Here is a 22,348-nt window from a genome sequence, read left to right as displayed (position 1 = left end):
TATATTAGGCTCTGTCATAGTTTAATGTTGATTTTTATTGTGAAAATGGACTTCCATGTAACTGGAAGTCCATTGATTGTTTTTATTTGAATTTCACTTACGCCCCGTTTGCCTTCTACTTTAGTCCGTTTCTTGTTTGGCTAATGTTTCTATAAAAGCATCGAGTTCTTTTTCATTGTTTGCTTTAAACAGAATCCCTTTATCATCTGTAACGATATACGTAGGGGAATCTTCAAATAACCCTAATAATTCTTTCGTGTTTTTAACTTCACTGTTCGAATGTTTCATTACTACCCTTTGAAAAGGGACATTTTCATGGGTGTCTGGAGGACTGTATCCTCCATTTTCATTAGGTTTCGGATTGTAAATATAAAGTCCATACTTATCTTTATCCACTGTCATTTCGGAAACAATATCCTGTTTTGAATAAGGAATAACGGTTATCTTTTCTGTCTGATAGGACGGTAGTTTTTCATGATCTTCAAAAAGAGCGCCAGTCGTAACCAATTCCTTTTCATAATTCCCTTTAATTTCAATGGATACTTTTTGTTCCATTTTCAAATCATTAAAGGAATCCAGTTCACCCTTTATCACTGTATCTTTGGTTGTTTCTACTAGAAACGCTTCGATGATTTTTTCGTTTTCCTCAAAATCCATTGTTTCTCGCTGTTTATTTGTTAATGTATCTCCTACATAAACAACGAATGATTGTTCCTTTTTGTTAACGTCATTTATCTTTCCTTCGATAGTCTGTATATCATTTTGTGTACATCCTGTTATCAACAAGAATGTAACTATAATAACCCCAACATAAAACTTCATAAAAACTCCCTCTCATATTTTAGTGAACAGATAAATTTGTTTATTGAAATATCCTGCTCACGTTGAATAAGAAATAATATTTATATCGTGAAACTTTAAAGGGACGGCAAGAATCGGTACATAATACATTTTCTTTTGAAAGATTATGTCCTAATACATTGTTTAATTGCTCTTTTGTTAGGACAACGATAACCTTCCTCATTCTTATGCTCAGAGATTTTTTGCAGAACAGCGCCTGGCGAGGCCGATCCACTGAGAGCATCATTTAAATACTCTCGCAAATGATGTTTTTCTGCTGGATTTATTTTTTGAATGGCTTCAAGAATATCACTTGCTTTTCACACTCACCAATTTTTATCTATTTAATTTCATTGTAGTACATTCATTCTTGTTTATCATTATCAACAACAAACTTTAGCAGGTGGAAAGGGAGAAACGAGGCAATCTCGTTTCAACATTCTTAAAATGACAGTGGAAAAGCTTTTAAGCCAGGTGAATAAGAAAAATTACTGCGAAACTCAAGAATAAACTGCGAAACGAACTTGGTCAGCTTATACACGAATAGCTCATTAAAACTAGCGGTTTGCCACCGGCTCGATTGTGTTAAAATAGTATGGAAGCTCTTCAGAATTTACAGAATATGTTGAGTAAGGAGTGTCGGGTTTTGTCATTATCGGTTTATGAGTATCCGAGCTGTTCTACATGCAAGAAAGCTAAGAAATGGTTGGATGCAAATGGTGTATCCTACAAGACCGTACATATCGTTGAAGAAACACCATCAAAAGATGAACTTTCTTCCCTTTATCAAAAAAGCGGCTTGGAATTAAAAAAGTTTTTCAATACGAGCGGTAAAAAATATCGTGAGCTTGGCGTGAAAGACAAAGTGAAAACAGCAACAGAAGAAGAACTGCTGGAATTGCTTGTATCCGACGGAATGTTGATCAAACGACCGATTGTAACTGACGATAAAAAGGTGACAGTAGGTTTTAAAGACGAAACGTTTGAACAAAATTGGAAGTAGACGGATTGCAGGAGTGTAGTGTTTTGTAATACTATAACGAGTAGAGGTACTAATAGGGTGTTCAAAAAGTATCCAAGGGCTCATGTACCTGTGTCTACAAGTTTATCCTTGGGAAAGCTTCCTGCGGCACAACTCGTAGTGTGGATGCAAGTACCGCTCGTTGATAAACGGCGAATTTCTGTGTTACTCGGTTTTTCCGGACTTGCACATGGACGTGCTGACTTCGACGTTTTCACAGGACGTGAAGTAATTAGTCGAAGTTCCATATGTACCTGCGTCAACTAGTAAATCCCTGGGGGTAAGCTTCCTGCGGTACAACTCGTAGCTTATATGCAGGTATCTATCGTCGTTCCGGTCCTCAAAACTGTCGTGCCTTGGGCTAACAGGATGTTAGTCAGTTCGATGTTGTTACAGGACGTAACGTCTTTAATCGAACTTCTTTTAAGAAATTCTGATTCGCCTACTTTTTGAACTCACATTAAAATAGTTGAAATCATGGAGGGAATTAATATGAACTATCCAAAGGAATTGCGTTATTCAGAAGAACATGAATGGGTTAAAGTTAATGGAAACAAAGCGTACATCGGAATTACTGATTTTGCACAGGACGAGCTAGGTGATATCGTTTTCGTTGAGCTTCCTGAAGTTGGGGACGAAATTGAATTAGATGAACCATTTGGTAGTGTTGAATCTGTAAAAACAGTATCCGAGCTTTATGCACCGTTAAGCGGTAAGGTTGTTGAAATCAACGAGGACCTTGAAGATAATCCTGAATTTGTGAATGAATCACCATACGACAAGGCATGGATGGTCGTAATTGAATTGTCTGATGAAGGTGAATTGGACAAGCTCATGACAGCAGAAGATTATGAAAAAATGGTAAGTGACGAGTAGACGTTATATCCGGCTTCAGCGCATAGCCCCTCGGATCACACTCCAGCCCACATGCGGCGGCGACAGCCTCCCGGTGGTCTTCGAGTGATCTTGATGGCTACCCAAGGCGTTGAAGCTTTTTTTTGGGGGCAAAAAAATTGGTTCATGAACTTCATTGCTGGATAAAATAGTATTAATTATTCAGTAGAAGGGTGTGAGTAACGTGGATCAACAGCGTTCCCGAACGGATGTTACAAGCAAGGTCTACGGAAAAATGGACCAAGGAAGCATGTCACTGTATTTGAACAAGGATAAGATTGGTAAGATCGTCTTTACAAACCAAGGCAACCTGTATGAAATGAGCGAAGGGTTTGAATTTGATCAAGAAAAGGTGTACCGACAGGATTCAAATTCGCCAAATCAGAATAAGCAGCTTGTCGATGATTGTGAATTCGGTTGGTGCTAGGAGGTTCAACACATTTTTTAGGATTGACTCACCAGGGTCAGGTTCACTCCATGCAGTATGGTTTAGTAGGTTCATACTAATTATGCTGGAGAAGCTTGTTCGCTGCTCAGGTCAATCCTTTTTCATACAATAGGATAATTTTTCAAATTTTAAAAAGTGCATAATGTGGGTGGGGATTCGAATGTGTGACTCAAATGAGAAAGTTCTGATTGTGGAAGGGAAGTCTGACCGAAGAAAAGTGATGAAATTACTGAAGGAACCGGTGGAAATCCTTTGTACACATGGAACAATCGGCTATGAAAAGCTGGAAGCCCTTATCGACACAATCGAGCATAAAGACGTTTATATTCTTGTTGATGAAGACGATGCAGGCAAAAAGCTACGGGATGTTTTTAAACGAGAATTGCCAAATGCACAACATCTTTATACAAACCGGATATACAAGGAAGTTGCCGAAACCCCATTTCTATATTTGGCAAAAATTCTTTTGAACGCCCATTTTCAAATTAATGAATCCTATTTATTAGATGGTGGTGTATGACATGAAGTACATTTATCCCTTCGTTTTTGTACTCATACTTACCGGATGTTTTTCCAATGAGACTCCTAGCAAAGAGGATCAACCGACAGTACCGGCGAATAGTGATACAAGACAAAATCAAGCAGGACAAGTACTTGTAACGAACCTAAATGTCCCATGGCAAATCAATGTCTTAGGACCAGCTGAGTTTTATCTTTCGGAACGAGCCGGAAATATTGTACACGCAAAAGATGGCTCGATTCAGCGAGAACCCCTTCAACTAAGCAAACAAATTGTTTCAAGAACAGAAGGTGGATTTCTTGGTTTTCTATTGATTGAAAACACAAGCCCTATGCAAGCTTACATTTACCATACTTACACGGAGCAGGGCCAACTCCTCAATCGGATCGTGAAGGTTCAAAAGAATGGAACTGAATGGCGCGAAATAGATGTTATCATTGAAAACATTCCTGGAAGTCCGATACATAATGGGGGACGTTTGCAAATAGGACCTGATGGAAAGCTTTATATTACGACTGGAGATGCTGGAGAACAAGCTCTAGCACAAAACCTGAACAGTTTGGCAGGGAAAATCTTACGTGTAAACCTGGATGGCAGCATCCCGAATGATAATCCCTTTAAAGGATCCCCGATCTATTCATACGGACATCGGAATCCGCAGGGAATGGCTTGGACAGATGATGGTCAGATGTACAGTTCCGAACATGGGGCAAGTGCTCATGATGAAATCAATCGCATCGTTCCAGGTGGGAATTATGGCTGGCCAATTATTCAAGGGGACGAGGAAAGAGAGGGGATGATTACTCCACTTTTTCACTCAGGAAATCAAACCTGGGCTCCTTCTGGCATGGATGCAATCGGGTCGAGATTGTATGTCGCCTGTCTAGCGGGTGAACAAATCCGAGTATTTGATCTTGCGCAACAAACCGATAGAATGTGGGCAAGTGGATTCGGTCGGGTGAGAGATATTAACATAAGTGATGGAGTATTGTATGCCGTCACAAGCAACCGTGATGGAAGGGGAACTCCGACGGAAGAGGATGACCGTCTTATACAATTTCAGTTAGATTAATGAGAAGTTTAAAAGGGGATATCTTTGTTGTGGTAAAGGAAATCAGTCAAACAGACATCAGCAAGTTGCAAACATCGAGTAAAAAATCAGTCGTTTTTTTCTACACACCTCTTTGTGGAACGTGTAAGCTTGCAAGTCAAATGTTGAAGATCACTGATGAGGCGTTAGGGGCCGAATCAATCGAACTATTCGAATGTAATCTGAATTTGCATCCAGAAATGGCGGTGCAATGGGAAATTGAAAGTGTACCCTGTTTACTGTTCATCTCAGGCGGAAAAGTCCGAGAAAAGCTGTATTCGTTTCGTTCCGTCGATTATATTTTTGAGAAATTGCAAGTTTTCTTTACAGTTAAATAAGGGTATTTTACTAACATAAAAGGGACTTGCAGCGGTTCCTATCATTAAATAATCATCCGTATCAAATTGTTTTTAAAGAAAAACAGAAAAAATTGATGGATGATTTTTCCTTGTTTATGTCAAAATTGCACCTTTGGAAAAATTGTTTAAGCCCAACTTTAATAGGTGAAGCTTAGCTGATACTACCTTTAATCCTATGAAAAAGCAGGTCAACGAATTCAAAATCGATGGATCAGATACTTATCAGAAGATTTAAACAAGTCTGTTATAATAAGCTAGCGTTACAAATGTTAAAAGGCTTGTAACATTGTTATCAAATTGTATCCTTCAAACACTCAAAACAATGGTATAAATGAGTTATGGGATTTTTAAAAATAGAAAATCCAATTTCATAATAGGAACTCCTCAAGCAAAAAGTTTGATACTTGAACGTAGCGAGGTGGATACAAAATGACATCAATGAATTTAAACTTACTTGTAAAACCAAAATACAACAAACCATTAACAATTGAAGATAAAGTTAAGAAAATAGCCAAGGGTGACGATTACCTTCGTAATGAATTGTTGGAGGATTATCAGCCCTTTATCAAAAAAGTGACATCAAAAGTGTGTAATCAGTATATTGACCACTCCCGAGATGAGTACAGCGTTGGTCTTACTGCATTCAACGAAGCGATCAACCAGTATCAAGAGGGACAGGGGAGTAGATTTTTAACCTTCGCTGATATGGTTATACGTCGCAGGGTGATTGATTATATCCGTAAAGAAGCCCGTCAAAACCGGTATATTTTTCTCGAACCGGAAGAGATGGATGAAGAAGGGCGTTTAGAGGACAGCTATGCAGAGCAGAAGGCTGCCATCGATCATTTTGAACAGCAAAAGCAAATCGAAACGCGAGTGTATGAGATTGAGGAATTTCAAGAGCTGCTGAAGGATTATGGAATAACCTTCAAGGTTCTAAGTAAAAATTGCCCCAAGCATATTGATGCCCGTGAAAACGCAAAACAAATAGCAAAATTGCTTGCAGAGAATGAGGAGCTTGCATCCTATCTATCCGAAAAAAAGCAATTGCCGATAAAAGATTTATTAAATATGGTCTCATGCAGTCGTAAAACGATTGAGCGTAATCGAAAGTATATAATAGCGATTGCATTGATCTATATCGGAGGGTACACTTCGCTGAAGTCTTACATTGAACCCTCTTAATATCGGATGGAAAGGAGGAGACAATGAGTGAAGCGCGGAGTAGTCATGAATGTTACAAAGCACAAAGCTATAATTCTCACAAAGGATGGAAGCTTTGTGCGAGTCCGGTTAAAAAATGGTAAACAGCCTACAATAGGTCAGGAATACATTTATCCAATGGAGCCGAAGTATTCTTATATGCCCATGAAAAGAATGGTCCTGCCAGCTTTTTCCCTTGCCTTATCAATCCTAATTATTTTTGTTTTGGTCGCAGGTGCTTTTCCGTTTGGACAAAACAAGGCGTCAGCAGCAGCTTATGTTAGCTTTGATATCAACCCTAGCATTGAAGTCGCGGTCGATGATGATATGAATATCGTCAAAGTCCGTGCGTTGAATGAAGATGCTGAAAAGCTGTTAAGTAGTTCGGACGGTTTTCAAGATACGTCTTTATTGTATTTTTCCCAATCCTTATTTGAGATGTTAGATAAGAATGGTTACCTGGATACTTATCATGACCTTTTAATTACCACATCTCTAAATGATGAATCACTACAATCTGAAGTGAAGCAGTTATTGGAAGAATCCGTTAACGAAATTAGAGAAGATCCGAGATTGGTCGATATGAGTGTCGCTGTATTTACAACAACATCATCGACAAGAGACGAGGCAAATAAGCACGGTGTTTCAATGGGGAAATATCTTGTTTATCAAGATGCATTGAAGAACGGAAGAACTCTAACTCTTGAAAAGGCAAGTGAACTTTCATATACAGAGTTAAAAAACATAGCAGCGATAAAATTAAACGATGACTCTGACAAAGTGGAGTCAACAATGGAGCTTACTGTACCAATCCAGCAGGTAAGTCGTACACACAATGATAGGGATGGGGATGATTTAGTTAATCCTGACGATTCAGATCAGTCATCAACTTCATCAGAACAGCCTAAAACGAAAATTGTTGAAAAAGATAAGCCTGATGCGGGAGTGACCGAGAAAGGTATTCAAACCTTGCCAAAAAAGAACGAAAACGCTAAGAAAGAAAACTCGGAAAATGCTAAGGAAGAAAACCCGAAAACGTCGATGAATCAATCCGTAGATAAAGATGATCGAAATGTTAAAGATCAATTGCTAACCTTGCTCGAGTTTCATTTACACAAAGGGCATGGTGAACACATACCCCCAGGTCAATTAAAAAAGCTCGAGCGTTTGCAATTGGATTTTATTCATGGTAATCGTGATGACGATAAACAGCATCGATGGAAGCATGAACATCCGTCTAATACGCACTAAAGCTAAGTCATGGCAAATGTCATGACGTTTTGACGTGTTTGTTTCTGCTTATCATCCAGTCAGACAAATAAAGAGGAGGTTGACGAATTATGGTCAGCCTCTTTTGTGTTCACGATAGAAAAATATAACTTTTCAACATGAAGGATTGCCGACTTTAGGGAAAGTTTACTTCTAAAGTATCAACGTTAGCGGCCTTAAGGCCATCCCTTATGGCTCAGCCCCGCCTAATCTTGGCTTTGCTACGTTTTTTTTACCCGTTTTTGATGAGTGCTGTCGGATAATTGTGCTTGTTAGGTAGTTTGCGGAATTTGGTAGATAAACTGTCGAAGGATTATTAAAGGATTCATCTGCTTGCCCCTCGAAAAGTGAAAAGTAGGAGTAGCATTGATAGAAAGCGAGGGGACAGGATGAGAATCCATCAGTTGATTGAACTGTTTTCGGCTCATTATCATGGTTGTACATACTTATCGCCTTTTTTCCGGCTAAAGGATTACTATGTCTCGATTAATGATAATCATGAAAGCGTGACCGTCCATTTATGTAAACGTTCCTGTCAGGTAGTTCACACGGAGGATGTGAACGAGGAAGTTATCCAAATCTCTGGGAGCTATGCTTCTATTCAAATGCTCTTGTGCGGGGATGCGAGACTATCTCAACTTGTAAAAGAGAAACGGATAAACGTGACCGCTCCCTATCGTATCCAGTTAAAGCTGGAATCGATTTTTCACTTAGCTAGTGAGCAATCGAGAAATGCCGTATAATACGTCCTGAAAACGATGATCATCTGTAAATCTTCCAACGATATCATGATTAGTATTAAGTAAAATCGTTGTTGGTACAGAGGTGCATTCGTATTGGTCGTATACGCTTGTACCCTCATCAAGCAATACCGGTACGGTCATTGAAAGATTGCTGATGAATGCATCTCTTTGTCCCTTTGTTCCTTCCCGTCCAGTCACGTTAATCGTCAAGGTCACGAATTCATTATTGGAAATCGAACGATAAAATTGCTCTAGTAACGGAACCTCTCTCATGCAATCGGGACACCACGAAACCCAAAACTGTAAGAGGACAGGTTTTCCTTTAAAATCTTCGAGACAAACACGTTCTTCCGAAGCATGCTTTTTCAGGCAAAAGGAAAGCGTTTGTTCCACGCTGCATTCTCCTTTACTTTTAGAAGTATTATAGGTTAAACAGTATCATAGCATCCCATAAAAAACATCTCACATGAAATAATTATTGACACAAGATTTTTACCCATGCTACAATGCTCACATGCTTGAAAAAGCAATAATTGAATAAACTAGATCTTATCTAGAGAGGTGGAGGGACTGGCCCTATGAAGCCCGGCAACCGTCAAACTGATTTTGTGGTTTGAAAAGGTGCCAATTCCTGCAAAGCAGATGCTTTGGAAGATGAGATGAAGGGCTTTATACATATAAACCTTTCTGCTCATTTTTTAGAGCGGGAAGGTTTTTTTATGCACTACACATTAAGAAAAGATAAAAATACTATCTATAGTACAAGTGCAAATAAGGCTAAGCTTTGCCAAAGTTTTCTTTGCAGAAGTCAGGCTGGAAAGGGTTGAAAGAAATGATAACACTACAAAGCATCAAGAAGATTTTCCATACGAAAGATGGGGTTGTCAATGCTGTAAACGATGTTGATCTGACAATCGAACAAGGAGAGATCTTTGGGATTATCGGGTACAGTGGTGCTGGTAAAAGTACACTGATCAGGATGTTAAACATGCTCGAACGACCGACTGAGGGCTCGGTCGACATCAATGGAAACCGGTTAACAGGATTAAACGGGAAACAGCTTCGGGTAGCAAGGCAAAACATCGGGATGATTTTCCAGCATTTTAACCTACTATGGTCACGGACGGTACGCGAGAACATCGCATTCCCTCTTGAAATATCAGGTGTGGAGAAAACAGCCCGAGAACAACGGGTAAACGAATTGATTAAGCTTGTTGGTCTTGATGGTAGAGGAGATTCATATCCTGCCCAATTAAGCGGCGGGCAAAAGCAACGCGTTGGTATTGCGAGAGCTCTTGCCAACAATCCAGAAGTGCTGTTGTGTGATGAAGCTACATCCGCATTGGATCCGAAAACAACAGATTCAATCCTTAGCCTACTGGTTGATATTAATCAAAAGCTTGGACTGACGATCGCGCTGATCACTCATGAAATGCACGTCATCCGGAAAATATGTCACCGGGTAGCGGTCATGGAGGGAGGACGAATCGTTGAGCAAGGTCCGGTACTCGAAGTATTTAAGACACCAAAGCAATCGATCACAAAGGACTTCGTCAAGCAAGTTACAGAGCCAGAGGAAACCGATGAAACGATTCAGCATTTGATTCAACGCTCTGATTCGAATCAAGTTGTGAAATTAACGTTTGTCGGTGGATCGACGGAACGACCTCTAATAACTGAACTTATCCGGTCTCATCAAGTGAATGTCAATATTCTGCAAGGGAAGATTTCGCAAACACGTGACGGTGCATATGGAACACTTTTTATCCAGCTTGAAGGGGATCCTGGTGAGGTACAGAGAGCGGTCAAGTTTATAACTGAACAGGAAGTAGAAGTTGAGGTGATTTCAGATGTTAATCAATCTATTTCCTAACGTTGATTGGCAGGATATGTGGGAGGCGACACTCGAGACCCTTTACATGACAGTGATTTCGGTTAGTGCAACGTTCGTTCTCGGTATTCTGTTAGGACTATTATTGTTTTTAACTGAAACAGGGAACCTGTGGCAAAACAAACCAGTTAATACGGTTGTTGCTGCGATCGTTAATATTTTCCGATCTATTCCATTCATTATTTTAATCATCCTGCTTGTACCGTTTACGATGTGGCTTGTCAATACGATGCTTGGTGCGAATGCAGCGTTACCAGCCTTGATCATCGGGGCAGCTCCATTCTATGCAAGGATGGTGGAGATTGCGCTCCGGGAAATCGATAAAGGTGTGATTGAAGCGGCAAAATCGATGGGGGCGACTGACAGACAAATCATTTTAAAAGTATTACTTCCAGAATCGTTGCCGGCATTAATATCAGGCATTACGGTTACGGCGATTGCACTGATCTCATATACGGCGATGGCCGGGGTTGTTGGAGCAGGAGGGCTTGGAACACTCGCTTACTTAGATGGTTTCCAGCGTTATCAGAACGACGTAACCTTTGTAGCAACTGTCATTATTTTGATCATTGTTTTTATCCTTCAGTGGATAGGCGACTATTTTACTCATATTACAGATAAAAGATAGAACTTCTTGTTTCTGATTCGTCTACTTTTTGAACACTAAACTTTATTAGATAAAACGGAGGGAATCATATTATGAAAAAATTATTCTTAACATTATCGGTTTGTCTAGGAATTATCGTATTAGCTGCATGCGGGAACAGCGGTGTGGATGAAGATACATTGGTTGTCGGTGCATCCAATGTCCCACATGCTGAAATTCTTGAAGAAGCAAAGCCTATCCTTGAAGAAAAAGGAATTAAACTCGAGGTTGAAACATTCCAGGATTACGTGCTTCCGAACAAGGCCTTAGCAAACGGTGAAATTGACGCCAACTATTTTCAGCACATTCCATATTTGAAGTCTCAAATGGAAAAGAACGAAAACTATAGCTTTGCAAACGCTGGTGGGATTCATATTGAACCAATCGGAGTCTATTCTCAAGAGTACGATAGTCTTGGGAAACTACCTGAAGGTGCTGAAATCATTATGAGCAACTCGGTTGCGGATCATGGACGTATGCTCAGTTTGTTGGAGAAAGAAGGGCTCATCAAGCTTAAGGATGGAATTGAGAAAACCGAAGCGACTGTTGATGATATCGTTGAAAACTCGAAAAATTTGGAGTTCCGTACAGATGTAGAAGCCGGATTACTTCCCAAGGTTTATAAAAACGGAGAAGGTGACGCTGTTCTCATTAACACGAACTATGCAATCGATGCAGGGCTTGATCCGAAGAAGGATGCAATTGCTTTGGAAGGCAGTGACTCTCCATACGTGAATATCATTGCGGTAAACAAAGGCGACGAGGACAATGAGCAAATTCAAACATTAGTAGAAGTACTCAGATCTGAGGAAATTCAAACCTTTATTAAAGAAGAATACAACGGATCTGTAGTTCCTGTAAGTGAATAATGTTTTTTCGAAAGAGTGCTGTGATTCTAATCGCAGTACTCTTTTTTTACACGTTAAGAAAGTTTAAATACTTTCTATAGTATAAGGGTAACTACGACTCTGCTTTCGCCTTAAGGCTCGGCAATCGCCGAGTTTTCTTAAAAAAAATTGTAAGTTCTGTACAGTTTTTTGAAGGTACCTTTGTTAAAAGGATTTTCAGTGTCTTCATTAAGTCCGTTTGCCTGCCCCGTGAACGCCTTGACGTTTTTTATATAATCAGGATACTTTCAAACGAACAATCCATACTAAAAATGATTCTGAACGATATTAGGAGTGAACGAAAAAATGAAGCAAATCGGTCAACAACAAAGTAAACAACAAGTTCAACAACAAGATCTACAACAAGAAACTTTGACAGAGGAAGTATTGAGGGATTATAAGCAAGGACTAGGTACATTTACAGAAAAGATGCCAGATTTAGCCCGAAAATTTAATGCCTTTACAGAATCATGTTTTAAAGAAGGTAAGTTATCGAAAAAAGAAAAACAGCTTATTGCTCTCGGCATCAGCATCTGTTCACTGGATGAGTATTGCATCATCTATCATACAAAAGGATGTCTTGATCAAGGCTGTTCAGAAAAAGAAATACTTGAAGCGGTTGGTGTATGTGCCGCATTTGGTGGTGGAGCAGCGATGAGCCAAGCTGTGACGTTGGTACAGGAAGCAATGTCCGACCTCAATGGATTAAAGCATTGAAATTTTGTCGGTTATTATCAACACATGGACATAATGCATGGACAAGCTAGGATTCGGGATGTACGGGGTGGATTTATATAAATAGGAACTCTAAAACAACACCAGACTGTCTAAGGGGAGCAGAGGGTGAATAATCCCTTCATATCACGTTTGGTGTTTTACCAACAAATTGGTAGGGTAGATAGTGTATTGAAAAAACCCGAAAGGATTGATTTATTATCCATCAAATCGAGACTAACCATACTGGTGAAATGGAGAAGGCCATGCACCAATCACATGGGATCGGCTATGCAGAGTATGAACGTAGCCTTGAAAAACGTCTGAAAATTGAGCAGAAGCGTGACCAAGACTACAGAAAAAGTCAACAGATGCTCCATCAATTTACGGGTAAAGTCAATAAGTCATAATCTTTAATATCAATAAAAAATAAAGTGGGGATTGGCTCTATACTGGGTCAATCCCCTTTTCTGGTTATCTTTTTCGAAAATTCAGAATATAGCAAGGATTTTACTATCAATAAGAGTATCCCATTCTCAATTAGATAATTAACCTTCTTGAAAAACCGTAATAGTTATTGAGAATTATTTTAATTTGTTATAAGATTAGAATGATAACAAATTAATAAAATTGGATTATTTCATTTTTTCATGTTTTTTCGTTACAATGGAGAATGGAATAGAATTTTGAAGATGAAAATGGAGGTTAAAGTCATGTCAGCACCAAATTTAAAGATTGAAAACCTACACGTTTCCATAGAAGGCAAGGAAATTATAAAAGGTCTTGACCTTGAAATCAACGGTGGGGAAATCCATGCAGTAATGGGACCGAACGGAACTGGGAAATCTACTCTAGCTTCTGCATTAATGGGTCATCCGAAATATGAAATTACGGAAGGTACTGTCACTTTTGATGGTGAGGATCTTCTTGAGATGGAAGTAGATGAACGTGCACTAGCAGGTCTGTTTCTTGCAATGCAGTACCCTAGTGAAGTCAGCGGTGTCACCAATTCCGATTTCTTACGTTCTTCCATTAACGCTCGTCGTGAAGAAGGTAAAGAAATTTCATTGATGAAGTTCATCCGTAAAATGGATCAGAAAATGGAACTTCTTGACATGGATGAGTCTTTCTCACAACGTTACCTGAACGAAGGTTTTTCAGGTGGAGAGAAAAAGCGAAATGAAATTTTACAGCTATTGATGCTTGAACCGAAAATCGCAATTCTCGACGAAATTGACTCTGGTCTTGATATCGACGCATTGAAGGTGGTTTCTAAAGGTGTAAATGATATGAGAACCCCTGATTTCGGATGCCTAATCATTACGCACTATCAGCGTCTATTGAACTACATCACGCCAGATAAAGTACACGTAATGATGCAAGGACGTATCGTTAAATCAGGCGGTCCTGAGCTTGCACAACGACTAGAAGAAGAAGGATACGATTGGATTAAAGAAGAACTTGGAATTGAAGACGAAACAGTAGAACAGGCGTAGGTATTGAAGGAGGAGAATTATGTCAGTGGAAACGAACGAAACGAAGATTAGCTTCGATCAATCATATGTAAGTGAATTTTCGAAAACACGCCAGGAACCAGATTGGCTAACAAAGCTTCGTCTTCGTGGATTGGAACTGGCCGAAAGCCTACCGATGCCGAAGCCGGAAAAAACGAAGATTGACAACTGGAATTTTACAAATTTCAAGCATGATGTTCAAACGGATACTCTTGCTACAATTGAAGAGCTACCTGAGGACATCTTGAACTTGATTGGAAAAGAAAATCGCACAGATAACTATGTCGTACAACGCAATTCAACGACAGCTTTCAAGCAATTGTCGAAGGATTTGCAGGAAAAAGGTGTTATTTTTACAGATATCGCGACAGCTGTTCGAGAGCATAGCGATCTCGTTGAAAAATACTTCATGAATAAGATCGTATCAGCGGATGAACACCGTTTAACGGCGTTGCACGCAGCATTACACAATGGCGGAGTTTTCGTTTATGTACCGAAAAACGTTGAAATTGAAGTTCCGCTTCAGGCTGTATTTTGGCAGGACGACGAGGAAGCGGCTATCTTTAACCACGTTCTCGTTGTAGCAGAAGACAACAGCTCTGTAACGTATGTTGAAAACTATTTATCGTATGGTACTGAAAAACGATCAGTCGCAAACATCGTTGCAGAAGTTTATGCAGGGCCGAATGCACATGTTCAGTTCGGTGCGGTAGATAACCTTTCTAAAGGAGTTACAACGTATGTGAACCGTCGCGGGCACGCTGAACGTGATGCGAAGATCGAATGGGCGCTCGGTCAGATGAACGACGGAAACACGATCTCAGATAATACAACGAATTTAGTTGGAGATGGCTCAGTCGGTGATACGAAAACAGTTTCTGTCGGACGCGGTGATCAGAAGCAAAACTTCGTCATCCGAGTAAACCAGTGGGGCAAGCAATCCGATGCTCAGCTGATGGCGCACGCAGTTATGAAGGAAAGTGCGAGCTCGATTTTTAACGGAATTGCGAAAATTGAGCACGGTGCAACGAAAGCGAACAGTGAGCAAACGGAACGTGTTCTTATGCTGAGTGAAAAGGCACGCGGAGACGCTAACCCGATTCTCTTAATCGATGAAGATGATGTAACAGCAGGGCATGCTGCATCTGTCGGCCGCATGGATCCGATTCAAATGTTCTACTTGATGAGTCGTGGAATTTCCCGCCAAGAAGCAGAACGCTTGGTTATTCACGGATTCTTGGCACCCGTTGTCAACGAGCTTCCGATTGAGGGAGTTAAGAAAATGTTGACTGAAGTGATTGAAAGGAAAGTTACGCAATGACCGGAAAGGAAATTCGTAAACAGTTTCCTATTCTCAACCAGGAAGTAAACGGAAAACCGCTCGTCTATCTTGATAGTGCCGCTACTTCACAAAAACCGATTTCAGTAATCGAAACACTGGATCACTATTATAAAAATGATAACTCGAATGTGCACCGTGGGGTCCATACACTAGGAACCCGTGCAACGGATGGATACGAAGGGGCACGTGAAAAGGTTCGCCGTTTCATCAATGCCTCTTCAACCGAGGAAGTCATTTTTGTTCGCGGTACAACAACAGCGATCAATACAGTAGCGGCAAGCTATGGGCAGGTAAACCTCGGTGAAGGCGACGAAATTGTCATCACGCCGATGGAGCACCATAGCAATATCATTCCGTGGCAGCAGCTCGCTAAGGCAACTGGGGCTACGTTGAAGTACATTCCTTTGCAGGCAGATGGAACGATTGACCTGAAGGATGTTGAAAACACGATTACCGCACATACTAAGATTGTATCGGTCATGTATGTCTCAAACGTACTCGGAACGATCAACCCGATTAAGGAAATTACAAATATCGCTCATAAGAACGGTGCTGTAATGGTCGTTGACGGGGCACAGGCTGCTCCACATATGAAGGTTGATGTTCGTGATTTGGACTGTGACTTCTTCGCTTTCTCTGCTCATAAAATGTGTGGACCAACAGGCATCGGCGTCTTGTATGGTAAAAAACAACTTCTCGAAAAAATGGAGCCCGTAGAGTTCGGCGGTGAAATGATTGACTTTGTCGACTTGTATGAATCGACATGGAAAGAATTACCGTGGAAGTTTGAAGGCGGAACTCCGATTATCGCTGGAGCAATCGGTCTCGGTGCTGCGATTGACTTTTTAGAGGAAATCGGTCTTGATGAAATTGAAAAGATCGAACATGAGCTGGTCGAATATGCAGTTGAACGGATGTCTACCATCGAAGGTATGAAAATCTTCGGACCAAAGAATCGTGCAGGAATCGTTACATTCAATATGGATGATGTTCATCCCCATGATGTGGCGACTGTACTGGATGCGGAGGGAATTGCGGTTCGCGCAGGACACCATTGTGCACAGCCGTTGATGAAATGGTTGGACGTAACAGCGACTGCACGAGCAAGCTTTTACCTCTATAATACGAAAGAAGATGTAGACGCATTGGTCGAAGGACTAAAGACAACAAAGGAGTATTTTGGTCATGTCTTCTAATTTAGATCAACTATACCGTCAAGTGATCATGGATCATTATAAAAACCCGCGGAATAAAGGGGTTATCGAAGACGGTGCATTATCTATAAACTTGAATAACCCGACATGTGGAGACCGGATTAAAGTCTCGATGGAAGTGGAGGATGGGAAGATCAAGGATGCGAAGTTTGAAGGAGAAGGCTGTTCAATCAGTCTTGCCTCTGCATCGATGATGACCCAATCCATTAAAGGTCTACCTGTCGAGGATGCCCTTCGTTTATCTCAGGTCTTTTCTGACATGATGCTAGGCAATGATTACGATGAAGGGGACCTTGATCTTGGTGATCTGGAAGCTTTACAGGGCGTATCGAAGTTTCCGGCACGGATTAAATGTGCGACCCTTGCCTGGAAAGCGCTTGAAAAAGGCGTTCATCAAAAGGAAGACGAACAAAAATAGTTCTTCTAGAATCGGTCCAGCTGGTTGTCATATTGTCGGATTCGTCTTACAATGGAACAAAGGGGATGTTTAAAAAGTATTCAAAAGAGATCGTTTACTTTTTGAACCCGTAATTTTTAAAAATGTAACAGACTGATCGGCCTTGGATGTAATGTGTATCCTTTAAGGAGGGATTAAACCATGGCAAAGAAAATGCCAGAAATCGGCGAATATAAATATGGTTTTAAGGATAAGGACGTCTCGATTTTCCGATCGAAGCGTGGCTTGACGAAGGAAATCGTTGAAGAGATTTCGCGTATGAAAAGTGAACCACAATGGATGCTTGATTTCCGTTTGAAATCACTTGAATATTTTTATAAAATGCCTATGCCACAATGGGGCGGGAACCTGAAAGACTTGAACTTTGATGATATTACGTATTACGTTAAACCATCTGAGAAGTCTGAGAAATCGTGGGATGAAGTACCTGAAGAAATCAAGCGTACGTTTGATAAGCTAGGTATTCCAGAAGCAGAACAAAAATATTTGGCGGGTGTATCTGCCCAGTATGAATCTGAGGTTGTTTATCACAACATGAAGGAAGACCTCGAAGACTTGGGAATCGTTTTTAAAGATACAGATACGGCTCTAAAAGAAAATGAAGACATTTTCAAAGAACATTTCGGTAAAATCATTCCACCGACAGATAATAAATTTGCAGCATTGAACTCTGCAGTTTGGTCTGGTGGATCGTTCATCTATATTCCTAAGGGTGTAAAGTGTGATACGCCGCTTCAAGCGTACTTCCGTATCAACTCTGAGAATATGGGTCAATTCGAACGTACACTCATCATCGCAGACGAAGATTCTTCTGTACACTATGTAGAAGGTTGTACAGCACCGGTTTATACAACGAACTCGCTACACAGTGCTGTCGTTGAAATCGCGATCAAGAAAAACGCATATTGCCGTTACACAACGATCCAAAACTGGGCGAACAACGTCTACAACCTTGTTACAAAACGTGCAGTTGCAGAAGAAAACGCGACGATGGAATGGATCGATGGTAACATCGGCTCCAAGCTGACGATGAAGTATCCTGCTGTCATTTTAAAAGGTGAAGGCGCTCGTGGTATGACATTATCGATCGCAATCGCTGGTAAAGGACAGCACCAGGATGCAGGGGCGAAGATGATTCACCTTGCACCGAACACGTCGTCAACAATCGTTTCGAAGTCGATTTCAAAAGGCGGAGGTAAAGTTACCTACCGTGGAATCGTACACTTTGGACGTAAAGCTAGTGGAGCACGTGCAAATGTTGAGTGTGATACGTTGATTATGGATAACGAATCGACTTCTGATACAATCCCATTCAACGAAATCTTGAACGAAAACATTTCACTCGAGCACGAAGCGAAGGTATCCAAGGTTTCTGAGGAACAGCTCTTCTACCTCATGAGCCGCGGAATCTCTGAAGAAGAAGCAACGGAAATGATCGTAATGGGCTTCATCGAGCCATTTACGAAAGAGTTACCGATGGAATACGCAGTCGAAATGAACCGCCTCATCAAGTTCGAAATGGAAGGTAGTATAGGTTAAACCTTATCTACCAAGGGTATAACTGGTCAGAAGGTGGGTTACACCCACAAAAGATTTCAAAAAAATTAATACTTCATTTTGGCATACTGCTGATACAGATCTAACGCCTCATCCTCAAGCTTTTGGGTGACGTGGAGATAAGTATCAGCAGTTGTTTTTATGCTACTGTGCCCAAGGCGTTCTGATACGAATTTTAAGTTTGCTCTAGCTTCAAGCAGATGTAAGATGTACTGCATGACTATGTCTCAAGGCGTGTGGAGATAACACTGGAAGGTTCACACGTCTACATACTTCTTTAAAATACTCCCTTACTACGTTTGTTCGTAGCCATCGACCCGAACAGGAGGTAGATGAAATGTTGGAAAAAGCAATTGTAATCAACTCGTATGCAGATTTTCCAATTGCTGAACTTGTGGCGAACAGAGAAAAATCAGCTATTTATACACCTAAATCAATTGGTAACCAGAAGGTTAAAGAAGTAATCTTAGCGGGAGCAGATCGCGGCAACATCAAAGCTGAAAAGTTCATTGATCTTGGGGGTACTGATCGAGGAGAAACAGCGCAGAATCTTTATAAATATTATAAGGGGTTGAAGTAAATTGATTAACAAAATACGTAAGATCGACAAGGGCACAGTCATCCGGACGGTGCTTCTTTTTGTGGCATTGATTAACCAGTCGCTGATCATGACGGGTAATCCTGTTATTGATTCTGCTTACTTAGTGGGATCGATTGGATTTTCGATTTTAACGATTGTAATTGCCTGGTGGAAGGATAATATAATCACTGATAAGGCGAGGAAGTTACGTGAGAAAGCATTAAGATCACAAAGATTAATATAAATCAAAAAGCCCATCATTCAAATAAAGATGGGCTTTTGTAATTATTTATCGGTAATATTAATTTTGGGTTCATATTCACTAAGTACTTCTATCGTATAATCAGAAGTTGCAAATATATGATGCTCAATGTGTATATCGTTACTCCCTGGACCAGGCAAGCTGTCATACCATTGAATGAAATCGGAATTAGTCATTTTGTAAGTAGACCATGGCCTGGTTGCTGATACGAAATACTCTTGTTGAGCTTGAACTACCAAAGGAACTAAATCACCTTTCTTCATTTCATGAGTAAATCTACAGGCTAAAACGAAATTCCCATTAATTCTTTTGTCATATAAAAAGGAGTACTCTCTATGCTTATCTTCTAATGTTATATTAACCTTACCAACAACATTAAAATTAACTAATTCCATATCTCCCATGTCCTTAATGGGTTCCCATACTTGCAATTTTCGTTTAATCACCTGTAATCCTCCTATTAATATCTATATTTTTCGATATTCCACTCTACTGTCCATCTCATGTTATCTGTATGACTTCTGTGCAAATTAACATTTCCTTCGGGTGTGAATTTAACCCAAGTGTAAGTTCCATCACTCTTATAGTATTTTCTATATGTGGAATCTGGTGATACTTGGTCCCATTCGTATTTTGCTTTAGTATAACCGCCCGATTTGTCATAAACTTTCGTTCCACTCGAAGTTGTTTTTCGATAACTTGAACCGGATCTAACAACAGACCAATTTACAGGTGCACCGCCACTACATTCAGGAGTAATTATCTCCCCTTTGTAAAGTGGTTGCGACATTGGCTTTTGACTATATGGGTAATCGTAACACGCAGCACCTGCCGTTTCTGGCGAAACCATCAAAGACCCAGTTAATAACAATACAGTACTTAATAAACCTACAATAAACTTTTTTAACAATTATAACACTCCTCAAATAATTGAATAATCAATCTGAAACTGTACTTTAAGTAAGAAATTAGCTCCGGAACTAATTATTCATTATGTTACCATTAATATACAATTACAAGTATTGGGAAAATTCATGTAAATAATAGGTAAATATCACAATTTAATTGCATCAATTTTCTCAATACGACAAATAATTACAATATTATCAATAGAGTGTATAATACAAGATCTTTGTAGTTAATAAAGTAAGATTGCCTAAAGTACGCAATTTGCGGAATTACTTAATTACCATAAGCTAACAGTCGTTTTTTACAGTAGCCCATCTCTTCGGAGGTGGGCAATTTCTTATTATTCCTTTCTTATCCTTCTCACAAGTCCCTTTACCTGTTCCATTTCCTCATCCGTGACTTCCACACCATCAACGACCAAATTACTTCTCTTCGTATTCAAAGCATCATTGATCAACATCTGTCCGACCATATACTTGTGAAGTCTTCAACAGTTAGATTGAGGGAAATAAAGTGCTCTTGGTAAAGCTTTTCCCATTCTTTACTTAAGCTTTTATCTTCAGGAACAAAATGACTTATATCCACATAAAATCCCCCTATATGAAAATTATTAATAAATAAACAACGTTCCTAAAACTGCAAGAATCATGCCAAGGACATAAATAAAGCCTCCGTGTATAAGACTTTTGTATATAAAATTAGTCCAGTTTGTAAACCTTTTAAAATAAAACGCAAAATAAAATGTACTAATTAATGCGACAGACATCCATGTATAATATAATGAACTATTTAAAAAAATCCACTGCATAAAGAGCGCAAGTGCTGCCGTAAACGCTATATTTATAACAAACACCGAAAAACTTATTGTTTTTATTTTCGATTCCATATTCGTCTCCTTTAAAATGCCTCTGTTTTTGAGGTCTGCTTTCTAAAACTTTCTTCAGCGGTAGATTTATATCCTCCTGAATCCCTTCTTTTCACCTTCGAACAATTCTCTTTCATTCACTCTTATCTGCATCAATCCTGGGGTAGACAATAGGACAGCTCCTAAAAACAGATTTACAGTCAGCTTACATCTTATTGTGATACCCTGGTGTATCCAGAAAATCATCATCCACTTCTTTTCCCTGTAGCTTCTTACGACAGGAGCAGCAAAACCATTTAACATGTAGTAAGTTAAAATCATGCTCCATTTCCTCACCACATTTCTGGCAAGCATACTTTAATTTTGATTCCCGGGCATTTTCCTCGCTTCTTTATAAACCTCGGGGTAACACCTGGGGCAGTATTTGTTCTGAGGATATCCTAAACCCTCAGGTAGTGGCTCTAAATTCTTCGCTCTACCTATCCTCATGCAATAAGTGCAGCGGTCTAATTCTTCGCTTGGATTACTCTTCATACTTTATTGTAACGTTAATCGGCTTATCTGACTGTTTATTGGTAGCTGCATCAACGATTAAAAGAATTCCTGTGATCAAGTGCATGGCCATTCCGATAAATGGAATGATGGCAATACAACTTGTGACAATTCCTACAATACTTCCACCCTTGCCCATGCCCTCTTTATTACTGAACACAAGTGTAGTGATGTGAAGTCCAAGCATAACCAGTAACGGGATATACCACATACTCATTACGATATATGCACCGATTAATGGTATGCCTAATAAAAGCTCAAGACCCCCAGATACCCATTTTAAAGCCTTGGATGTTTTCATTTTTTATCCCCTTCCCATTCGTATAAATCCTCAACAGTAACTCCTAACAACCTAGAAAGCTTAAACGCCTTCTCGACGGGTGGGTGAGATCTCCCTGTCACCCAGTTAGAAAATTGATTCTGACTCACACCCATTTTTTCAGCTAAAAACTTTCGTTTATACCCTTTTTTGTCAATCAATACTCCAATTTTACTTTTAATCATTTTTTATCATCTTTGATGTTAATGGAAGGTTCAATCGGATAATAAAATTGGATTAAACGGACCGAGC

The 22,348-nt window shown here is 39.8% G+C and carries 29 protein-coding genes, 1 pseudogene and 1 riboswitch; of the genes and pseudogenes, 21 read left to right on the top strand and 9 right to left on the bottom strand.

All coding sequences use genetic code 11. From position 1 onward, the window contains the following. Positions 1–120: 120 nt before the first annotated feature. Positions 121–822 (bottom strand): hypothetical protein, encoded by a 702-nt coding sequence (locus MOJ78_RS17265; RefSeq protein ID WP_304978565.1) that lies wholly within the window; start codon positions 820–822, stop codon positions 121–123. A 176-nt stretch (positions 823–998) separates the two neighbouring features. Then, positions 999–1,148 (bottom strand): annotated as a pseudogene (locus tag MOJ78_RS17260) (IS1595 family transposase); the annotation flags it as partial. A gap of 338 nt (positions 1,149–1,486) precedes the next feature. Between MOJ78_RS17260 and MOJ78_RS17255 the strand changes: the two are divergent. From MOJ78_RS17255 to MOJ78_RS17215, 9 genes are all read left to right on the top strand, one after another. Further along, entirely contained in the window at positions 1,487–1,843 is a 357-nt protein-coding gene (locus tag MOJ78_RS17255; RefSeq protein WP_304978564.1) for an arsenate reductase family protein, read from the top strand. 510 nt (positions 1,844–2,353) lie between these two features. Beyond that, positions 2,354–2,737, top strand: a complete 384-nt coding sequence (gene gcvH / locus MOJ78_RS17250) for a glycine cleavage system protein GcvH (protein ID WP_304978563.1) — start codon at positions 2,354–2,356, stop codon at positions 2,735–2,737. A 202-nt stretch (positions 2,738–2,939) separates the two neighbouring features. Continuing rightward, on the top strand, positions 2,940–3,182 hold the full coding sequence (locus MOJ78_RS17245; protein ID WP_304978562.1) for a YusG family protein: 243 nt from the start codon (positions 2,940–2,942) through the stop codon (positions 3,180–3,182). 181 nt (positions 3,183–3,363) lie between these two features. Then, the gene (locus MOJ78_RS17240; protein ID WP_304978561.1) at positions 3,364–3,723 is read left to right on the top strand and encodes a toprim domain-containing protein; all 360 of its coding nucleotides are present in this window, start codon (positions 3,364–3,366) and stop codon (positions 3,721–3,723) included. A 1-nt stretch (position 3,724) separates the two neighbouring features. Next, the gene (locus tag MOJ78_RS17235; RefSeq protein ID WP_304978560.1) at positions 3,725–4,795 is read left to right on the top strand and encodes a PQQ-dependent sugar dehydrogenase; all 1,071 of its coding nucleotides are present in this window, start codon (positions 3,725–3,727) and stop codon (positions 4,793–4,795) included. A 29-nt stretch (positions 4,796–4,824) separates the two neighbouring features. Continuing rightward, positions 4,825–5,151, top strand: coding sequence for a thioredoxin family protein (locus MOJ78_RS17230; RefSeq protein ID WP_304978559.1), 327 nt, complete (start codon positions 4,825–4,827; stop codon positions 5,149–5,151). A gap of 459 nt (positions 5,152–5,610) precedes the next feature. Then, entirely contained in the window at positions 5,611–6,357 is a 747-nt protein-coding gene (gene sigI, locus MOJ78_RS17225) for an RNA polymerase sigma-I factor (protein WP_304981296.1), read from the top strand. Between the two features lie 27 nt (positions 6,358–6,384). After that, positions 6,385–7,626, top strand: coding sequence for an anti-sigma factor domain-containing protein (locus tag MOJ78_RS17220; protein WP_304978558.1), 1,242 nt, complete (start codon positions 6,385–6,387; stop codon positions 7,624–7,626). 407 nt (positions 7,627–8,033) lie between these two features. Beyond that, on the top strand, positions 8,034–8,387 hold the full coding sequence (locus tag MOJ78_RS17215) for a hypothetical protein (protein WP_304978557.1): 354 nt from the start codon (positions 8,034–8,036) through the stop codon (positions 8,385–8,387). On the opposite strand, the gene MOJ78_RS17210 is transcribed toward MOJ78_RS17215, so the two are convergent. After that, the gene (locus tag MOJ78_RS17210; protein ID WP_304978556.1) at positions 8,355–8,780 is read right to left on the bottom strand and encodes a TlpA disulfide reductase family protein; all 426 of its coding nucleotides are present in this window, start codon (positions 8,778–8,780) and stop codon (positions 8,355–8,357) included. The two genes, MOJ78_RS17215 and MOJ78_RS17210, sit on opposite strands and share 33 nt — an antisense overlap. A 153-nt stretch (positions 8,781–8,933) precedes the next feature. Beyond that, a riboswitch (SAM riboswitch) is annotated at positions 8,934–9,048 on the top strand. A 171-nt stretch (positions 9,049–9,219) separates the two neighbouring features. On the opposite strand from MOJ78_RS17210, the gene MOJ78_RS17205 reads away from it, so the two are divergent. The 10 genes from MOJ78_RS17205 to sufB all read left to right on the top strand — a co-directional run bounded on the left by MOJ78_RS17205 (position 9,220) and on the right by sufB (position 18,591). Continuing rightward, positions 9,220–10,260, top strand: a complete 1,041-nt coding sequence (locus MOJ78_RS17205) for a methionine ABC transporter ATP-binding protein (RefSeq protein WP_304978555.1) — start codon at positions 9,220–9,222, stop codon at positions 10,258–10,260. After that, positions 10,238–10,906 carry a methionine ABC transporter permease gene (locus MOJ78_RS17200; RefSeq protein WP_304978554.1) on the top strand — a complete coding sequence of 223 codons (669 nt, stop codon included), beginning with the start codon at positions 10,238–10,240 and terminating at the stop codon, positions 10,904–10,906. The genes MOJ78_RS17205 and MOJ78_RS17200 overlap by 23 nt, the downstream gene beginning before the upstream one ends. A gap of 71 nt (positions 10,907–10,977) precedes the next feature. Continuing rightward, a complete protein-coding gene (locus MOJ78_RS17195) occupies positions 10,978–11,793 on the top strand; it encodes a MetQ/NlpA family ABC transporter substrate-binding protein (RefSeq protein WP_304978553.1) in 816 nt (271 codons plus the stop codon). Positions 11,794–12,117: 324 nt separating this feature from the next. Further along, positions 12,118–12,528, top strand: a complete 411-nt coding sequence (locus tag MOJ78_RS17190; protein WP_304978552.1) for a carboxymuconolactone decarboxylase family protein — start codon at positions 12,118–12,120, stop codon at positions 12,526–12,528. 263 nt (positions 12,529–12,791) lie between these two features. Then, positions 12,792–12,935 (top strand): YuzK family famiily protein, encoded by a 144-nt coding sequence (locus tag MOJ78_RS17185; RefSeq protein ID WP_304981323.1) that lies wholly within the window; start codon positions 12,792–12,794, stop codon positions 12,933–12,935. Between the two features lie 303 nt (positions 12,936–13,238). Next, positions 13,239–14,021: a Fe-S cluster assembly ATPase SufC gene (sufC, locus tag MOJ78_RS17180; protein ID WP_304978551.1), complete on the top strand. Its 783-nt coding sequence runs from the start codon at positions 13,239–13,241 to the stop codon at positions 14,019–14,021. Between the two features lie 19 nt (positions 14,022–14,040). Next, complete coding sequence (gene sufD / locus MOJ78_RS17175) at positions 14,041–15,360, top strand: Fe-S cluster assembly protein SufD (protein ID WP_304978550.1); 1,320 nt, start codon at positions 14,041–14,043, stop codon at positions 15,358–15,360. Further along, positions 15,357–16,577, top strand: a complete 1,221-nt coding sequence (locus tag MOJ78_RS17170) for a cysteine desulfurase (protein WP_304978549.1) — start codon at positions 15,357–15,359, stop codon at positions 16,575–16,577. The genes sufD and MOJ78_RS17170 overlap by 4 nt, the downstream gene beginning before the upstream one ends. After that, complete coding sequence (gene sufU, locus MOJ78_RS17165; protein WP_304978548.1) at positions 16,567–17,013, top strand: Fe-S cluster assembly sulfur transfer protein SufU; 447 nt, start codon at positions 16,567–16,569, stop codon at positions 17,011–17,013. Before MOJ78_RS17170 ends, sufU begins: the two co-directional genes overlap by 11 nt. Before the next feature lie 180 nt (positions 17,014–17,193). Further along, on the top strand, positions 17,194–18,591 hold the full coding sequence (gene sufB / locus MOJ78_RS17160; RefSeq protein WP_304978547.1) for a Fe-S cluster assembly protein SufB: 1,398 nt from the start codon (positions 17,194–17,196) through the stop codon (positions 18,589–18,591). Positions 18,592–18,656: 65 nt separating this feature from the next. Here sufB and MOJ78_RS17155 read toward each other — a convergent pair whose 3' ends face one another. Beyond that, positions 18,657–18,827: a hypothetical protein gene (locus MOJ78_RS17155; protein WP_304978546.1), complete on the bottom strand. Its 171-nt coding sequence runs from the start codon at positions 18,825–18,827 to the stop codon at positions 18,657–18,659. 119 nt (positions 18,828–18,946) lie between these two features. Here MOJ78_RS17155 and MOJ78_RS17150 point away from each other — a divergent pair, with 119 nt between their 5' ends. Continuing rightward, on the top strand, positions 18,947–19,189 hold the full coding sequence (locus MOJ78_RS17150) for a hypothetical protein (RefSeq protein WP_304978545.1): 243 nt from the start codon (positions 18,947–18,949) through the stop codon (positions 19,187–19,189). 13 nt (positions 19,190–19,202) lie between these two features. Then, complete coding sequence (locus MOJ78_RS17145; RefSeq protein WP_304981295.1) at positions 19,203–19,433, top strand: phage holin; 231 nt, start codon at positions 19,203–19,205, stop codon at positions 19,431–19,433. A 41-nt stretch (positions 19,434–19,474) separates the two neighbouring features. On the opposite strand, the gene MOJ78_RS17140 is transcribed toward MOJ78_RS17145, so the two are convergent. From MOJ78_RS17140 to MOJ78_RS17120, 5 genes are all read right to left on the bottom strand, one after another. Then, positions 19,475–19,897 (bottom strand): hypothetical protein, encoded by a 423-nt coding sequence (locus MOJ78_RS17140; RefSeq protein ID WP_304978544.1) that lies wholly within the window; start codon positions 19,895–19,897, stop codon positions 19,475–19,477. A gap of 14 nt (positions 19,898–19,911) precedes the next feature. Further along, a complete protein-coding gene (locus MOJ78_RS17135; protein WP_304978543.1) occupies positions 19,912–20,361 on the bottom strand; it encodes a hypothetical protein in 450 nt (149 codons plus the stop codon). A 951-nt stretch (positions 20,362–21,312) separates the two neighbouring features. Next, positions 21,313–21,546 carry a hypothetical protein gene (locus MOJ78_RS17130; protein ID WP_304978542.1) on the bottom strand — a complete coding sequence of 78 codons (234 nt, stop codon included), beginning with the start codon at positions 21,544–21,546 and terminating at the stop codon, positions 21,313–21,315. A 202-nt stretch (positions 21,547–21,748) separates the two neighbouring features. Next, on the bottom strand, positions 21,749–22,078 hold the full coding sequence (locus MOJ78_RS17125) for a hypothetical protein (protein ID WP_304978541.1): 330 nt from the start codon (positions 22,076–22,078) through the stop codon (positions 21,749–21,751). Then, on the bottom strand, positions 22,075–22,281 hold the full coding sequence (locus MOJ78_RS17120; protein ID WP_304978540.1) for a helix-turn-helix transcriptional regulator: 207 nt from the start codon (positions 22,279–22,281) through the stop codon (positions 22,075–22,077). Before MOJ78_RS17120 ends, MOJ78_RS17125 begins: the two co-directional genes overlap by 4 nt. Between the last annotated feature and the right edge of the window lie 67 nt (positions 22,282–22,348).

The organism is Alkalihalobacillus sp. AL-G (genome assembly GCF_030643805.1).
Classification (GTDB): Bacteria; Bacillota; Bacilli; order Bacillales; family Fictibacillaceae; genus Pseudalkalibacillus.
The sequence above is the reverse complement of the archived record's forward strand: the minus strand, read 5'-3'. Positions and strand labels throughout refer to the sequence as shown.